Raw genomic sequence first — 17,243 nt, forward strand, 5'->3', positions numbered from 1 at the left:
TTGCCTGTTTTTGTGTACTTTTGGGCAAGAACGGATAAAAAAAGGCCATTTGCTTCAATCTAAAAGAAAAGCACCCGACGGGATGCCCTTCGATACAGAACTTCATCATCTATAAAATCAGCACCCGGACCAAGGAGGTTGTTACCCATGCTGGCTCTATTCAAAATTGCTGCAATACGCAAAACAGTGCTCTGCCTGTCGGCCGCCGCGATGCTCTGGGGGGATAGTGATGCTGTGGCAGGAGCACCCGCAGGCAATAAGCACGCAGTCAGCAGTGAAGCTGCTTCCGGCAAGGAGAGTCTCTCCGTCAGCCGTAAGCAGCTTTACGATCAAATGAGCGCGGCTACCGGCATTGCCTGGTTCCGCTTCGCCGCCATCGACCAGTATGAGCGGACGATTGCCAAAAAGAAAAGCGGAACTGCGGGGCAAGCCCAACCCCGCCTTACCGGAATCAGCTTTCCCCCACCGGTGTGGAGCGGACCGCTGAACCCGAATCAGGAGGACCAGTCGCCGGAATCGATCCGTTTTTTTGGAGGACTCGGAAAAGACGGGTCCGGCGACGGCCTGGCTGATCCTGAGAATGATGCCGATGTGCTCTACAGTATGGCAAGACATCTGATGAAATACGGCGACTCCTCCAGCGATTTCAATATTGGGGTATGGGAATATTACCATAATGGCCGGGCCACGCAGCGGATAGAGCAGTTTGCCAGGCTGTATGAGCATTTCGGACGCCTTGATTTATCGGGCAGTGCTTTTCCGCTGCCGGTCGGGAAAACTTATTCCTACCGCAGCACCTGGGGGACAGGCAGAAGCTGGGGCGGGGCACGTATCCATGAAGGGACGGACCTGTTCACACCTTACGGCATGACTGTGCGCAGCACCTGCTTCGGCATTGTGGAAACCAAGGGCTGGAACCGTTATGGCGGCTGGCGGATCGGGATCCGCGACATCGAAAACCGCTACCATTATTACGCCCACCTGGCCGGATTTGAAAAATCCCTTTCCCGGGGTGATATCGTAGCTCCAGGTCAGACGATCGGCTGGGTCGGCAGCTCCGGCTACGGCAACCCCGGTACTCAAGGCAAATTCCCGCCTCACCTGCATTATGGCATCTACCGCGACCGGGGGATTACCGAATGGGCCTTCGATCCCTATCCATTGCTTAAGCAGTGGGAAACCCAGGAATACAGAGCCATGAGAAAACACAAATAATCAGAGTCTGGGATGCCGCCCCTGGCCAGAAAAACCTAATCCACCGCCTTTAAAGAAGTGACCATATCAATGTGGGATATCTTCCTGCTCATTAACCGATTCACCGCATAGGAGGACAGGAGCGTAAGGCAAATCGCGGAAAAATAGCTTAGCAGCCTGATCTTGGGAAACAGCATAATCGTTTCATCGGCATTCCATTCGGCCAAGGCCTGAATAGCTTCCCACGCTGCGGGAACAGCCAAGGCTATTCCAGCCAGCGTTAACAGGAGGTTCTCCCGCACCAGCAGCCGCCGGATTTCTTGCTGCCGGAAGCCCAGGACTTTTAATGTGGCAAATTCCCTCGATCTTTCTGTAAGGCTGATCAGGCCCAGACTGTAAATTACAGCAACCCCCAGGAATATGGCGGCAATGGTTAATCCCGCGGCTGAGGCAAAAACGCCTTCGTTCAACTGTGCATTTGCCTCCCTGATCTCCTCCTTCGACACGATTTGAGTGACAGGGTAGGCCTCCTTCACCCTTTCCAGGTTTGCCTGTCCGCCAAGCAGCACAGAAGTCACGACAAATGCTTCCCCGGATTTTTCCCAAGCCCTTCTGGATAAGTAGACTTTGTTGGCAGCGGGGGCCTGAATCGTATCCGCGATCCTGAAATCCCTCCAAGCACCGCCTGCAAACCTTACTTTGATCCGTTCCCCCTTCTGCACGCCCAACACACCCGCTGTATTTTCCGATAAAACAATCCCCTCCTGAGGGGCGGCTACAGGCTTGCTGCTGTTCACATCCAGATTTATGTATTCCCCGTTATCCAGCACTGTAAGCAGCAGATTTCGTTCACCCTGCTCCGATTTGACCTGAATCCCCGCTTCCTGTATATATTGCACGGATGTTTCACTAGGGGACGGGTCCGGCAATAAGGATATGCTTGTGGCATTGATATCTGCTTTTAACGCAAAAAGATTCTGCCGGCCGAACTCTGCTTCAATCGCCTCGCCGCTCGAATCGATATTGGCAAAGCCGAACAGAATCAGAAATGTGCAGCCAAACGCCCCGATGACGCCCATAAGCGCCCGCATTTTATGAGCCTTCAGATTCCGCAGCATCCATACATTGTCAAAGGACGAAGGTAAGCGCAGGTTAAGCCGGCTTCCGGCCCTCGAATGCCCTGGGATTGGCGGTACACTCCCGCGCAGAACTGCCGCAGGCCATTGCTTAAGCTTGTTCCCGCAGGCCAGCAGCACGGCCAGAACGCAGCATCCGCAGACAGCAGCAACAGACAGCAAAGCTTCCACCGGAAACGCCGTTGTCCATTCCGGCAGAATAAAGGACCTCGTTAAAGTCCCCATAAAAATCTTTGGAATTCCATAGTATCCGGACACCAGCCCGATTAAGCCGCCTGCAATTCCAAGCACCAGCCCGTAAGTTATATAATGCCTGCGGATCTGCCGGGTGGAGAAGCCCAGGGACATCATGGTGCCGATCTGTGTCCTCTGATTAGCGATCAGCCTGCTCATCGTGCTGACCATCACAAGCACAGCAAGCGAAAAAAACAAAACGGGCGTCACATAGCCGACTGTTTTGAACTGGGCGATCTGGTTGGCGGCTCCGGCTGTGCTCGGATGCTCCTTGTGGGTCATACTGTCCAGATACTTGCCGCCCAGCAGATTCTCAGCCTGACGGATCAATGCCTGCCCGTCTGCACCCTGCTTTATTTTCAGCATAATCTGATTCATGCCCGAGACACGGAAGGATTCACTTGCAGCCTGCATATCCATGTAACCGTAACCGTAAAGATCATGTCTTGTTGACAGCGTTTCGGAAGAGATATCGATCAGCTTTTCCGGACTCAGGACCAGGCCTTGGATAACAACACTGCCGCTGCGGCCGCTTGCTAAGCCAAGGTCCAGTGTATCACCCGCCTTAAGGCCGTTGGCTGCCGCGAATTCCCGGTCCAGCCAGATGCCTTCCCCGCCGGCTTGATAAGGCTGCCCTTCGACCAGATAAGGCCGGGATAGCTTATTCCCGTTAAGAACAAATACATCAACACTCCGGTTGCCGGAAAACATTTTCAGCACAGCTCTGCCCTGTACTTCCTCCACGCCGGGAAGCTGTTTAATGGCATCCAGATCTGTATCTGAGGCATTTTGCACATTGATCCAAATATCATTGATCCTTGTGGCATCATAGAAGCGGGAAACACTTTTTTCCAGCCGCCCGCCCACCGTAATGGCTCCCACAAATGTAAAGATCCCGCAAGCGACAATAATGATGATTGTCAGGAATTGAGCCTTGGCGTGCCAGATATCCCGGAACATTTTTTGAGGTAAAATCATCACCAGGACACCTCGCTCATAGGAAGCGGTTCTTTGTGAATTTGGACCTCCAGAACCTTACCGTCCTTCAGCCGGATAACTTTATCCGCTGTCTCTGCAATGGCTGCGTTGTGGGTTACGATAATCACCGTCTGTCCGTTCTTTTTGCACATCTCCCATAGAGTGGCCATGATTAGTGCCCCAGTGACACTGTCAAGCGCTCCGGTGGGTTCATCGCAAAGGAGCAGCTTGGGATTCTTACAGATGGCTCTGGCAATGGATACCCGCTGCTGTTCACCGCCGGACAGTTCGGCCGGAAAGTGGTGAAGCCGTCCGCCAAGGCCTACAGAATTGAGGACGGAAGTGCTGTCCAGCACGTTTTTGCAGATTTTCCGCGTAACCTCGACGTTCTCTTTTGCAGTCAGATTGGGTATCAGGTTGTAGAACTGAAATACAAAGCCGATATCGTTGCGGCGGTAATTGCATAGCTGGTCTATGGAAAAACCGGCAATATTGGCTCCATCAACAATGATATTGCCCGAGGTGGCCTGATCCATGCCGCCCAACAGGTTCAGCAGCGTGCTTTTGCCCGAGCCCGACGGGCCCAGTATCACCACAAACTCTCCTTTATTAATTGTAAAATCCATCTTATCCACGGCTGTCACAGTCATTTCTCCCGTTTCATACTGCCTTGTCACCTTTTCAATTTTAATAAATGGTTCCATATTCAAGCTCTCCTATTCCCTGAATCCAATATCCACCCCACGGATCTTCCTGTTTCCGGCGTTTTCCCGGCTTTTTTCCTCCATATATTTAAAAATGACGGGGTAGTCACTTTTAAATATATGAAGCTGCTTCCCTTTTGTCAAGCTAAAAAGCACGCATTCCCTGCGGCACCGGATCGGGTCCCTTTCAAGCAAAAATGCCTCACGTATGTTAAAAACCCGGTCCCTGCGGACCTGATTTACAACCCGTGCAGGCATGCTGTGTGCGGCCTATTTATGGACAATTCAAATAAGCGCAGGCTGGACAGCATTTCCGGAAAAATGCTGGTCCATTCTGCGCATCGCAAGTGGAAACGGCTAGGCCGTCCTTTAAAAGGACGGTACCGTTTCAGCGAGAAATAGAAGGATAATTTATGGCGTGAAGCATACAAATTCTTATCAAAAGCGGCAGCATGCAGCCGCCGTCCGGCTATGGGTTATGCCTCCCCCAGTAAATAAAGCAAGCTTCTCGCCAAAGCGCCGGTTAATGACAGCTCATCCAGCGTAATTCCCGCGTCATCGCCCGGCAGTGAATAACACCGTGCCAGAGTCAAATCCCTTACTATTCCATCCAGGGAGGTCACCGCAAATGCAAAGATATGCTCCAGCGGCATTACAGGCTTCAGCAAGCCAGCCTCCACCTTGCCGGCAAGATAGATCAGGGCATGGTGCATCAATTTCTCGAAATCTGTCACTTCCGTGATCCCGTTCTTTTTTTTCTCATATAATTCAGGGTCCGCAAGAAATTTGATGTTCATTTCGAACGCAAACTTGCCTTCTTTCGGAATCGACTCCGCCAAGTATTCCCCCAGGTAATGGAATATCCCCAGAATAACCTGCTGCACGCTATGGTCATCCGCAAATAAAGGCTCACAATGAGCCCATAATTGATATTCATCTTGATTGCGGTTAGTCAAACCTATGAAAATATCATCAATATCTTCAAAATAACGATAAACCGTACCCACGCTGAGCCGGGTCTGGCGGATGATATCCCGCATGGTCACTTCATACACCGGCTTGGTCCGGCAAATCTCCAAAGCCGCATCCAATATGAGACCGCGCATTTTCTCCCCATACCCTTCCGGAACTTTGGGCATACGTACTCCTTCCTTCCACACAGAAAATGACAGAGTTGTCATCTTGATATGGAGCTGATCTCTGTTATTAATATACAATGTTCCCCAACATCATATTATAAGCCCAGATTTATAGGCAAGGAGTTTCCGCAGCCGCATCCTAGTAGAGCATCAGGCAGCCAAAGGGTTCAATCTCCACCAGAAAATCTCCGGTGCCGGGAAAGGTTGCTCCAGTCAGCAGGTCAGTCAGAACGTTGGCGTCAGAACGGAAACGGCTAAGCTCCAGCTGGTAACGGTTAGGGGAATTATTAATCAACAGCCCCATCTGGTCCTGGCCGCTGCACCGGATATAGCCGAGAACATTGCGGGCTTCATCCGTGATCCAGGGACGGAAAGCGCCTTTTCGCAGCACTTCATACTGTTTCCGGAGTGAAATGAGCTGGGTATACCAGGCATGAAGCGCCGTATTCTGCTCCTGCTCCTTCCACACCATCGGCAGTCTGCAGTGCGGGTCCGTCGCTCCCTCCATGCCCACTTCATCTCCGTAATAAATCATCGGCATCCCGATATAGGTCATTTGGAAAAAGACTGCCAGCCGCATCCGCTGTACAGCTGTGTTCTCATGATCCCAGCCCCGCCCCCCCTGCTTGCAGGCCGTCAGAAAACGCAGCGTGTCATGACTGCCAAGCAGCTGGAACATGGCGGAATTCGCCTGATCATTACATAACGCCTCCTGATGCAGCAGCTGTTCCATAAAGCGTACCGGCCCGGCGTATTGCTCTGCAAAGAACTCCAGCACTGCATCGCGCAGCACATAATTCATGCCTCCGTCGAACTGGTCACCCCTCAGCCAAGGCCCGGAATCATGCATGATCTCACCGATCAGCAGCAGTTCGGGAAACTCCGCCTTCAGCTCCCGGCGGAACCGCGTCCAGAACCTTGGGGATACCTCATTGGCTACATCCAGACGCCAGCCGTCGATCCCTGCCTCCCGCACCCAGTGCTTGGAGACCTCCATCATGTAATCAGCAACGTCGGGGTTGTCCATATTCAGCTTGGGCATATGCGCTTCCGCTTTGGCGAAGGTTTCATAGTTCGGGGAAGGCGTCTGCACCACCGGAAAGGAATGAATCACGAACCAGTCCTTGTACCGGGAATTCTCTCCATGCTCAAGCACATCCTTGAAGGCAAAGAACGCATCGCCGGAATGGTTGAACACAGCATCCAGCAGAACTCTGATCCCGTGGCGGTGGGCTTCATCCACCAATGCCTTCAAATCCTCCGTGCTGCCGAATGCAGGATCAACCTTGTAATAATCTGAGGTATTGTATTTGTGCGCGGAGGGGGAATCAAAAATCGGCGTCATATACAGGGCCGTAATACCCAACTGGTGCAGATAAGGGATTTTTTCTGTTATTCCTTTCAGGGTCCCTCCGTTATAGCTGTTGGGAAAAATCTGATAGACAACCGCATCGGAGCTCCAGGAGGGCAGCTTAACCGCTTCGGGCCGGTGCATGTAAGCATATTGAAAAGAGCCCGCGTGCTCCCTGTTCTCGGATAGACCTCTCTCCCCGTACCATACATAATCACCGGCAGGGTTCTCGACGTGGAATAAATATCTGCATTTGCCGGTTGCCGACTGTAGTACAGCCTCGTGGATTTCATAAGCTCCGGCAGAGCCGATCCGCTCCATTGGAAGCGGGATTTCGCTCCCTGGCGTGTCATAGCGGTCGGAGTGAATCACAGTGCAGGACAGCTGCTGGCCATTCTGCACAAAGAGGCGCAGCTTCAATAAGCCGGAACCAACCGGAAAGGCAAAGGGATCTTCAGCAGTATGGTACAGAAACCAGCGAATCATATTATACAAGCTCCTTTTATTGTATGATGGGATTATATCTTGATTAATGAATATTAATCATTCAAAAAAACCGTCAGGACCGTGAGGGAAAACTTATGAAGGTAACGATTACGGATATCGCCATTGCGGCGGGGGTAGCTAAATCCACTGTATCTAAGGTGCTGAATGATTCACCAAAAATTTCGCAGGAAACCAAACAAAAGGTCAGAGAAATTATGAAACAGATGAATTACACACCCAGCAGCATCGCCACAGGCTTGGCCCGGCAGAGCAGCAGCAATATCGGACTGTTAATCGATATGTCCAAGTCCAGCGAATTCCTGAACCAGTTCTTCTACAACATCATCGGCGGAATTGAGAGTGTGATCGGCTCCCTGAAATATGAGCTGACCATCGCAAATGTCGAGCACAATCATCCTGATGGCCATTTCCTGCATAGACTCGTAAGGAGTAAAAGGGTGGATGGCCTTATCGCCAACACCTCGGTCCTGACAGAGGAGCTGTGCACCCGGCTTAACCATCTAGAGTTCCCTTATGTCTCGCTGGGAGAAGTTGCAGCATCCGGATGCTGGGTCGACTTCGACAACGAAGCCGGCGGCAGAATGCTCACCAGGCATCTGCTGGAGGAGGGCTATTCTGCAGTGGCTTTTATTGGCGGATACGAGGGAGACCCGCTCTTCATCCGGCGGCTGGAAGGCTGCCGGCAGGTCCTTGGGCAGGCTGGCAAGCCGCTCCGCAAGGAATGGATTATTAATGGCGAAGCAGAAGAGGCGTTTGGCTATCAAGCGGCGAAGCAACTGCTGTTAAGCGAGACACCGCCGGACTCGGTAATCTGTATGAGCAATTTTGCAGCCTACGGAGTGCTGCTGGCTGCCAGAGAGCTTGGGGTGAAGGTTCCAACACAGCTTGGGATTGCAACCTTTGATGATTATCCCTTGTCCCGCTATACCTCACCACCGCTAACCTCGCTTAATCTGGATACCTTCCATCTGGGCGTATCTGCCGGGAAGCTCTTAATGGAACGGATCGGCGGCAAAAACGAAGCTCTGCAGAAGCTGCTGCTGGCGCCGGAACTCCTTCCGCGGGAATCCTCCTGCAGACATACAAGAACATAAACATCGATAGGGAAACCGGTTTCCCTAAATAGAAACTATCATACCGGCTAAGGGATGTCAACGGAATATGGCACGCCAAAAACCCTCCTCTACGCTTGTTGTGAAGGAGGGTTTGCCAGGTTCAGGGTACTTCCGGCGCAACTCAATTCAGTCCGGTACGGCCGGAGGTCCGCATAAACTGCAGCACTTCATTCATCATCTGCCCGCTGTGTTCTCCGTGGCACAGCATATGTCCGCTTCGCTCCACCATTAATACCCGCTTGCTTCCTGAGGGGATCGTGCGCTGCAGATAAGCCGCACTTTTGGCTCTCACGAGATGATCTCTCCGGCCCTGAACAATCAGAGTCGGGATCTTAATCTGCGGATAAATGTTGAAGCTCTCCCGCACCAGACGCAAAAATTCCCTGGTAGCCTTCGCCGGAGTCGTCCCGAATTTGCTAAGGTAGTTTCTAACCATAACCGGGCTGCCCAGGGTTCTTGCAATCTCCAACAGATTCAAAGGAAAGACGGGGGTGGACAGCAGGGTAAGCGACTTGATGCAGTCTTGATATTGTACCGACAAATAGGAAGCGATCAGTGCCCCGGTCGAAAAACCGATCAGATGCACGCCCTCACCGCCGAGGAGCAGATCCTGCAGCTGATCTTCGGCGCTTTGCCGCCAATCATGCCTGTCGGATTGCAGCAGATCGTTTCGGCTGCCCCCATGCCCCTTGAGTGTAAACGTTCTGGCATGGTAATCATGCCGCTCCAGAAATTGCGCCAGCGGCGAGATTTCGTACTCACCCCCTGTAAAGCCATGGATGAACAGACAGCTTTCCATATATGCCCTCTTTTCATTGGGAATGATTGAGCCTGAAGTTATTATGTAGCATGCCCTTATTTATCCCATTTTAAGAAAAATAGTCCTCAACGGTCAATTCTGCGGTAATTGAGTTTGCCTGCCCAGTCATTCTCGAAACTTTTCCATATAGTAATATCACACCATTCGAATGGTTTTTGTTCATCTGTACAGGCTATTGTCTGATCGCAGCCCGCTTTTTTGAAAAACCCAGACGACGGTTTGGGATTTTTACTATGAGCAGGTTGTTCTTCCTATTCTAGTAAGAGAGGATGAATCCTTTTGCCAAACTTCAGTTCGTTTCAAGCAAACCCCGATAATCTGCGGACACTGATCTTTGGGCGGGACCCTTCCACACTGATTGACCGCCCCCTCACTACCGATTCCAGCGGAAATCTGACTACAGTCATCCTGAACGGTACAATTTCCAGCGTGCTGGGCGCTACCATCACTGCCGGTACGCTGTCGTCCGCAGGGACAGTAACTAACCTCTTAAACGGTACAATTACCAGCGTGCTCGGTGCTACCATTACTGCCGGTACATTATCATCTGCTGGTACGGTAACTAATCTCTTAAATGGTACGATCACCAGCGTGCTAGGAGCTACCATTACTGCCGGTACGTTATCATCTGCTGGTACGGTAACTAACCTCTTGAACGGTACGATTACCAGCGTGCTAGGCGCTACCATTACTGCCGGTACGTTATCATCTGCTGGTACGGTAACCAACCTGCTTGATGGTACGATTACCAGCGTGCTGGGCGCTACCATTACTGCCGGTACGCTGTCATCTGCTGGTACGGTAACTAACCTCTTAAACGGTACGATTACCAGCGTGCTGGGTGCTACCATTACTGCCGGTACGTTGTCGTCTGCTGGTACAGTAACTAACCTCTTAAACGGTACAATTACTAGCGTGCTGGGCGCTACCATTACTGCCGGTACGTTGTCGTCTGCTGGTACAGTAACTAACCTCTTAAACGGTACAATTACCAGCGTGCTGGGCGCTACCATTACTGCCGGTACGCTGTCATCTGCTGGTACAGTAACCAACCTGCTTGATGGTACGATTACCAGCGTGCTGGGTGCTACCATTACTGCCGGTACGTTGTCGTCTGCTGGTACAGTAACCAACCTGCTTGATGGTACGATTACCAGCGTGCTGGGTGCTACCATTACTGCCGGTACGCTATCATCTGCTGGTACAGTAACCAACCTGCTTGATGGTACGATTACCAGCGTGCTGGGTGCTACCATTACTGCCGGTACGTTGTCGTCTGCTGGTACAGTAACTAACCTGCTTGATGGTACGATTACCAGCGTGCTGGGCGCTACCATTACTGCCGGTACGCTGTCATCTGCTGGTACAGTAACCAACCTGCTTGATGGTACGATTACCAGCGTGCTGGGTGCTACCATTACTGCCGGTACGTTGTCGTCTGCTGGTACAGTAACCAACCTGCTTGATGGTACGATTACCAGCGTGCTGGGTGCTACCATTACTGCCGGTACGCTCAGCAGTGTTACCTCCATTTCACAGCGCAGCTTTATTGAACTGGCTACCACCGGCATCACAACAGCCGATGCGTTTACGCCGCTGCCTGCGAACACGACAAGTGTGCTGGGCACGTATTCATATTTTATCGTAAATACCGGAGCTAACCCTGTGAATACGCAAGTCGAAATAAGCGCGGACGGAACGAATTATTTTGTCGATACAACCGGTGATAATCCGCTGCCTGCAGGCTCGGTGGATGTCATTGTTCCATCGCGGTTCCTCAAGTACACCCGGTTGGCTTATCAATCAGCGACACCGGGCGCAGCGTCTACGCTTAATGTCATTTTTGATGCCCAGGGAACGTAAGCTGTTGAGCTCTCATAGGATGTAGTGACAAAGAGTGCATGGGTACCCATGTACTTCTTTGTTCTGTCCGGCCGTACCGGACAACACTCTCACGTGCACAACAAAACATGAGGAAACTGACTTTCCAAGGAGGACCACCCGTGAAAAAGCCCACCCTAGGTGTACATCTCATCATCCGCAATGAAGCGGCACTTCTTCCTCAATGCCTGGACAGCCTGCACGGTGCTGCGGATGAGATTGTGATTGTAGATACGGGTTCAACCGACAATTCTGCAGCCATCGCTGCAAGCTACGGAGCCAAGGTCTATCACATGAACTGGAATAACGATTTCTCCGCAGCGCGCAACACCGGGCTCTCCCATGCAGAAACGGATTGGATTCTGGTCCTGGACGCTGATGAAATATTGAAGACACCGGTCGGGGCGATTACGGAAATGCTGCGGAACACGGAAGCTATGGCTTTTACCGTAAATATAGAGAATTGGATAGGGAGCCTGCCCGAGGACCGGTTGACACATAACGCAATCCGTCTATTCCGCAATGGAGCAGGGTATAGCTTCCAGGGAATCATTCATGAAGGCCTGGACGCCTCCGTCATCGGCAAGCATGGTGCTTCTGTCATCCGCAGCAGCGGCATCGAGATTATCCATCTGGGATACTTGCCGGGCATCATGGCCCAAAAGGACAAAATCAGCCGCAACGAGCAATTACTGCGCCGGGCACTGGCAAAAGATCCGGGGAATGATTTTTACAGCTATAATCTGGCGGTCACCTGCTGCCAAAATGGACAGCTGGAGGAAGCAGCAGAGCTGCTGACCCGCACAATCAGCCGGGCCCCGCTTCAGGCTTCTTACCGCCCGTCCATGATCCGCGATTTAGCCAAAATCCAGCTGTCCTTGAACCACACCCAAGCAGTCAATGCCTTATTGGCCCGGGAGCTGCCGCGGTACAGCGATTACCCCGACCTGCATTTCATCCAGGGGCAATCCTGGGAGAGCCAGGGGCTGACGGAGCGGGCCTTCCAGTCTTATCAGCGCGCAGCAGCAGGTTCGGAGGAACCAGCAGCGCCTGTAGATGCTTCAAGTACTGGAGCAACCGAAGAAGCTGATACTGCTGTAAGCGCTGGAGCAGCCTTAAACGCCGGTGCTGTTGTAAACGCTGAAGCAACCCTATACGCTGGTGCTGCCTTAAGCGGAAAATATGTTTCGGAGAAAGGTATGAACAGCTTCCGTCCCCTCGCCCGCATGGGAGAGATCTCGCTGCAGCTCGGACACTGCGAGGAAGCAGCCCGGTGGTTTCACCGTGCCCTTCAGCACCACGTGTTGTATGCTCCGGCACTCCAGGGAATCGCTTCCGCCTTCCAGCGTCTGGATGTGCCGGATCAGGATATCGCCACTCTGCTAATCCAGCTTGTTGGTACAGGGGAGGCTGCCGGGAGAAGTGCCGTTATTCACGCTCTGGATGCGGTCTGCGCCTATGAGGCTATTGCCGGATTGCCGCAGACGGATTTTCCGCTGGAGCAGGAGACCCTGCCGGCTAGAGCTTCCGCATGGATCATTACCGGGCGGCTGGCGGAAGCCGGAACAGCTCTGCGTGAGGCTCTTTCTCCGCTCAGAGACACCGCGACGATGGATGGGGATATGGATACCATACACCGTCTGTGGATGATTGCGGCCATTTGCCGCTGGCAGGATAACAGCCCGCAGGCAGAGCCCTTGGAATTCGCAGACGCACCGGAGCCCTTGCGGTCTGCGCTGCTGCTTGTCGATGAACAGTTGACACAGCATAATACAGCTCTAGCATTGCCGGGCGAAGCCGGGAACCTGCCCCAGGTAATCGCGGAGCTGATCCGGCAGGCAGTGAAGCTGCGCTGCTGCGGGCTGGCTGCAGAGCTGGCCGGTCTTTTTCCGGAGCACCGGGCGGACTGGGCAGAAGCCTTATATGAATCGGGACAGTTGAAGGAAGCGGGGGAACTTTTGATTGCCCTGGCTGCCGATCAGCAGGTGCGGGGTAAGGTTTCTTTTTATCTGGCGGAGCTGCTGTTTGATAAAGGCCACTATAGAGAAGCCGCTGAATGGTTTCAGCTTATGCTTGATGGAACGCCAGGACATGAACCCTCCCGCATCGGGCTGGCGCTAAGCTATCTTCACCTTGCCAGACTGGAGCTTGAAGGGGCTGCAGCCGGCTTCCCTGAGATTTATACCAATGGTCCTCTGCAAGAGGACATGAAGGCAGCCGAACAGGCTATTGCCGTACTCAACCGGACCGCCTGGCATACGCAGTGTAACCCTCACCGGACACTTCAGAAAGGAGCCACACCATGAAGCCGCGAAACCGGATTTCCCTCTGCATGATCGTTAAAAATGAGGCAGACAATCTGCCGCAATGCCTAAAAAGTGTACGCGGGGTAGCTGACGAAATCGTAGTGGTCGACACAGGTTCAACGGACTCTTCAGTACAGATTGCCCGCAGCTATGGGGCCAGGATCGTGAATTTCCCCTGGAGCGGCGATTTTGCTGCTGCCCGCAACGCCGGTCTGAAGGCGGCACGGGGACAATGGATTCTGGTGCTGGATGCGGACGAAGAGCTGGATCAAGGCAGCGCAGGCGAGCTGCTGCTGTGTGCGGAGCATATGGAGTATGAGGCGTTTTTTCTGCGGATTCATAATCACAGAGGAACTTCCCGCTCCTCAGAGACGATTACCGTGAATCCGATATTGCGGATGTTCCGCAACCGTCCGGCGTACCGCTTCAGCGGGATTATCCATGAACAAATCGCCTCGGTCATCGTACGGGAAAAACCGGCTGCCGCAATGCATCTCAGTACAGTGGTGATCCATCATTACGGCTATGCCGACGGCGTTGTAGCTAAAAAAGATAAGATCCGCCGCAATGTCGATCTGCTGAAGGAGCAGCTGAAGCGCAGCCCCGGGGATGCTTTTCACCACTTCAATATGGCCGTGGAATACATGCGGCTCGGTGAATATGATCATGCCCTTGAGCATATCCACGTATCGCTTGAACATGTGGAGCCGGACACCAGCTATGTCCATCTGCTGCATAAGTACGAAATCCGCTGCCTTGCGGTTAAGGGGGATGTGCAGGGGGCGCTTGCGGCCTGTGAGCGGGGAATCACTTTATTTCCCGACTATCCGGACCTTCATCATATAAAAGGTGTCCTGCTGCTGCAGACGGCAGCTTGGAAAGAGGCAAAAGAGGCGCTGCGCCAGGCACTGGACATCGGCGTATCTCCACCCGGCTATCACACGGAAGCCGGCTGCGGGACATATGCTACGCTGTCTTTGCTGGGACAGCTGTGCCAGGAAACCGGCGAAGATTATGAAGCGGCAGCCTTCTATACAAAAGCCGCCCGGCTCCATCCGGAGCCTTGGCCACTGATCGCGCGCCTGGTGCGGACTATGAAATGTTCCGGCCGGGAGAGCGAGCTGAACGGCTGGCTGGAACTGCATCTTCCTCCGGCAGCGGCAGAACACCGGAAGCTGGCCGTCCTGCTGTTGAATGAAGGCTGCTACGGGGCAGCGGCGGAGCTGCTGGAAAAGAGCGGCTTTAACGATGCGCTTGGGCCAATGGGGCAGCGCGGGGCAAGTGCTGCGGAGACGGGCAGCGTTGGGGCGGAACAGTGTAAGCTTCCATCTGTGGGATGCGGGGAATCACTTGTGCAGCAGGGGGCTGGGAGGATGGCGGACAGTGAAGGTGCGGGAAACTGCGATGGTGCGGAGACCAGAGATGGTGCGGACAGCAGCGACAGTGCGGGGAAGGGTGAACCTGTGACTGGGAGCGATGCGCCAGCAGCCCAAGGATCTGCTGGTTCTCCGGGAACGGTCATTGAGGATTCCGGTTCCTTCGTAATGGCGCTGCAAAAAACAGCGGCAGCTCCTGCAGCAAGCTTAAGGCAGGAGGATATTGCTGTGCTGTTGGAGCACTCATGCAGCATTCCCGGGCAGGGTACAGGGCTCATATCCACTCCGGCTTATCAGCATAGCCGCAGCTGGATGCTGCTGGCTGACTTCGTGCTGGCTTCGCTGCCTGCTTCGGCTGCCAGCAGTCCTGCGGCCGGCAAAGCGCGTCAGCTGCTCCCGCTTCCCCGGATGACGGACTAGAGAGGGCAGGTGACCGCTGATGTCTATCCCTGATCTATCGCTGTGCATGATTGTCAAGAATGAGGCACAGCATCTGGAGCGCTGCCTGTCCTCGGTTGCAGGACTGGTGTCGGAGATCATTATTGCCGACACCGGATCGACGGACAACAGTGTGGAGATTGCCCTGAGCTTCGGAGCACGGGTGCTCGAAATTTCCTGGGAAGGGGATTTTGCCCTCGCCCGCAATCTGACATTGCGGCAGGCTACCTGTTCCTGGATTCTGGTTCTTGACGCCGACGAGGCAGTGAGCGGATGGCCGGCCGACGCTCTGAACGTGCTGCTCGGCGCAGAGCATGTGCACGGCTACTTCCTGCCTTTTATCCACTATGTAGGGGATGCTGCCAATGGAGAATATGTGACAGACAACGTCTGCAGGCTGTTCCGTAACGATGAACGCATTAAGTTCCGGGGAACTATTCATGAGGAAGCCGCAAGCAGCATCTGGGCCCTGGCCGGCGGAAAAATCGCGTACGCAGCGCTGCCTGTCCGGCATTACGGCTACCTGGAGGATGAGCTGAGGCGCAAAGACAAATCTGCCCGCAATCTGAAATTGATCCATGAAGCGCTGCGGCATGATCCGGCGAGCCTCCCCCTGCAGTATGCGCTGGGAACCGAATATTACCAGCTGGGAGAGTATGGAACTGCTGCTGATGTTCTGCTGCCGCTCCTGAAGTCTGCCCCTGCGGACCCCGGTTATTTTGCCGATATCTATTTGAAGACGGCCTATGCCCTGCAATCCAGCGGACGCCCAGAAGAAGCCAAGGCAGTATATAAGGAAGGGCTCCGCTTATTCCCTGATTTCACAGATTTGCTGGAAAGCTGCGCGGCTCTGCTGCTGGAAGAAGGACAATTGCTGGAGCCTTACCATCTGCTGCAAAAAGCGCTGGAAAGCGGAGACACCTCGCAGCACTATCCTTCCTCCTCCGGCAGCGGGACCAGCCGGACCAGCCTGCTGATGGGCCAGGTCTGCGAGAGGCTGCTCCGCTATGAGGAGGCGGCAGATTATTGGGAGCAGGCCATTGGCTTTGATCCTTCCTGCGCCGCGGCTTGGGCAGAGCTTGTTCCCCTCTGCCTGCTGGCTGGAGGTGAGCACCGCCTGACCGCCTTAACCCGGCGGATACTTCAGGCCTTGCCGCCGGACTTGCTGGGCAGATGCGTGCCTGCCGCCCTGAATGCCCATGCCTGGGCATGGCTGCAAGTGTTGTCCACTGCACCGCAGCTCCCGGCTTCGGTGCAGTCCGTGCTGCGGGTGCTGCCGGAGTTGTCCCGGCAGCACCCGCAGGCGCTTGATGCAGCAGCGGCTCTGCCGGAGCTGCTGCGTGAAGGCCCGGAGCAGCCGTCGATACACGGCTATCTCTGGGCCTGGTCCTGCCGCACCGGCGACGCCGCAGCGGCAGGGCAATGGCTTGCCAGCCTGGCTGCTTCCAGGCCAGGTTTGGCGGCGGTCCACCACCGGATATGGGAGGAATCCGGTGGCGGACGGGCAGCGGCGCAGCAGCGCCATCCTCCGGGCGGTCCGGCTGCAATGCCGCCATGCTATGCGGATCATCCGGGCAGTCCGGCTGCGGTGCCCTTGGCCTTCCCGGACCTGTCTTACGCAGCGCAGCTGTTGCTTCAGACGGGAGCCTGGAGCAGCCTTCTGAGGCTCTACAGGAATACGTCCCCCGCTGTTTTCCAGTGGTGCCGCCTGCCTCAGCCGCTGCTGCGCGGGCTGATACAGGCGCCTGTTCCCTTCAGGGAACAGTGGTGCTCGATCTACAGCAGCCATGCGCAGCAATCCGGCGGTGCAGCTGGCAGCCCGGCCGAATGGCTGCTCTATGCGGCCATAGCTGCTTCCTGTGGAAGGGTGCCGCAGCTTAATCCGGCAGCCGAAAACGCGCTGCGCCAATCGGGAAGCGCAGCCGCAGCCGGCGGCCTCAGCTACCATAAGCTGCTGCTGGCGGCAGAGGCTTTTCCGGATAGCGGGCTACAGGGGAGAATACCTTGGTTGCTGCTTGTAAGAACAGCGCTTCGGGACGGCTTGTAAAATGCGAGAAGTGAGTG

11 protein-coding genes are annotated in these 17,243 nt (G+C 54.2%); 6 read left to right on the top strand and 5 right to left on the bottom strand.

The genetic code is table 11. The features are described 5' to 3' along the window. Nucleotides 1-147 precede the first annotated feature (147 nt). On the top strand, nucleotides 148-1,215 hold the full coding sequence (locus PRIO_RS28030; RefSeq protein WP_020430202.1) for a M23 family metallopeptidase: 1,068 nt from the start codon (nucleotides 148-150) through the stop codon (nucleotides 1,213-1,215). Nucleotides 1,216-1,250: 35 nt separating this feature from the next. Here PRIO_RS28030 and PRIO_RS28035 read toward each other — a convergent pair whose 3' ends face one another. The 4 genes from PRIO_RS28035 to PRIO_RS28055 all read right to left on the bottom strand — a co-directional run bounded on the left by PRIO_RS28035 (nucleotide 1,251) and on the right by PRIO_RS28055 (nucleotide 7,222). Beyond that, on the bottom strand, nucleotides 1,251-3,542 hold the full coding sequence (locus PRIO_RS28035; RefSeq protein ID WP_020430203.1) for an ABC transporter permease: 2,292 nt from the start codon (nucleotides 3,540-3,542) through the stop codon (nucleotides 1,251-1,253). Beyond that, a complete protein-coding gene (locus tag PRIO_RS28040; RefSeq protein WP_020430204.1) occupies nucleotides 3,542-4,246 on the bottom strand; it encodes an ABC transporter ATP-binding protein in 705 nt (234 codons plus the stop codon). The genes PRIO_RS28035 and PRIO_RS28040 overlap by 1 nt, the downstream gene beginning before the upstream one ends. 476 nt (nucleotides 4,247-4,722) lie before the next feature. Further along, complete coding sequence (locus tag PRIO_RS28050) at nucleotides 4,723-5,385, bottom strand: TetR/AcrR family transcriptional regulator (protein ID WP_020430206.1); 663 nt, start codon at nucleotides 5,383-5,385, stop codon at nucleotides 4,723-4,725. Nucleotides 5,386-5,524: 139 nt separating this feature from the next. Next, complete coding sequence (locus PRIO_RS28055) at nucleotides 5,525-7,222, bottom strand: alpha amylase N-terminal ig-like domain-containing protein (protein ID WP_020430207.1); 1,698 nt, start codon at nucleotides 7,220-7,222, stop codon at nucleotides 5,525-5,527. 95 nt (nucleotides 7,223-7,317) lie between these two features. Here PRIO_RS28055 and PRIO_RS28060 point away from each other — a divergent pair, with 95 nt between their 5' ends. After that, a complete protein-coding gene (locus PRIO_RS28060; RefSeq protein ID WP_020430209.1) occupies nucleotides 7,318-8,337 on the top strand; it encodes a LacI family DNA-binding transcriptional regulator in 1,020 nt (339 codons plus the stop codon). A 142-nt stretch (nucleotides 8,338-8,479) separates the two neighbouring features. Here PRIO_RS28060 and PRIO_RS28065 read toward each other — a convergent pair whose 3' ends face one another. Continuing rightward, complete coding sequence (locus PRIO_RS28065) at nucleotides 8,480-9,157, bottom strand: alpha/beta hydrolase (RefSeq protein WP_020430210.1); 678 nt, start codon at nucleotides 9,155-9,157, stop codon at nucleotides 8,480-8,482. A 300-nt stretch (nucleotides 9,158-9,457) separates the two neighbouring features. Between PRIO_RS28065 and PRIO_RS37085 the strand changes: the two genes are divergently transcribed. The 4 genes from PRIO_RS37085 (at nucleotide 9,458) to PRIO_RS34165 (ending at nucleotide 17,226) form a co-directional block, all read left to right on the top strand. Then, nucleotides 9,458-11,041, top strand: coding sequence for a DUF6385 domain-containing protein (locus PRIO_RS37085; RefSeq protein ID WP_231869767.1), 1,584 nt, complete (start codon nucleotides 9,458-9,460; stop codon nucleotides 11,039-11,041). Between the two features lie 140 nt (nucleotides 11,042-11,181). Next, complete coding sequence (locus PRIO_RS34160; protein WP_020425791.1) at nucleotides 11,182-13,365, top strand: TPR domain-containing glycosyltransferase; 2,184 nt, start codon at nucleotides 11,182-11,184, stop codon at nucleotides 13,363-13,365. Beyond that, a complete protein-coding gene (locus PRIO_RS28085) occupies nucleotides 13,362-15,161 on the top strand; it encodes a tetratricopeptide repeat-containing glycosyltransferase family 2 protein (protein WP_020425790.1) in 1,800 nt (599 codons plus the stop codon). Before PRIO_RS34160 ends, PRIO_RS28085 begins: the two co-directional genes overlap by 4 nt. 19 nt (nucleotides 15,162-15,180) lie before the next feature. After that, on the top strand, nucleotides 15,181-17,226 hold the full coding sequence (locus PRIO_RS34165) for a tetratricopeptide repeat-containing glycosyltransferase family 2 protein (protein WP_020425789.1): 2,046 nt from the start codon (nucleotides 15,181-15,183) through the stop codon (nucleotides 17,224-17,226). Nucleotides 17,227-17,243 lie beyond the last annotated feature (17 nt).

Source organism: Paenibacillus riograndensis SBR5 (genome assembly GCF_000981585.1).
Classification (GTDB): Bacteria; Bacillota; Bacilli; order Paenibacillales; family Paenibacillaceae; genus Paenibacillus_AQ; species Paenibacillus_AQ riograndensis.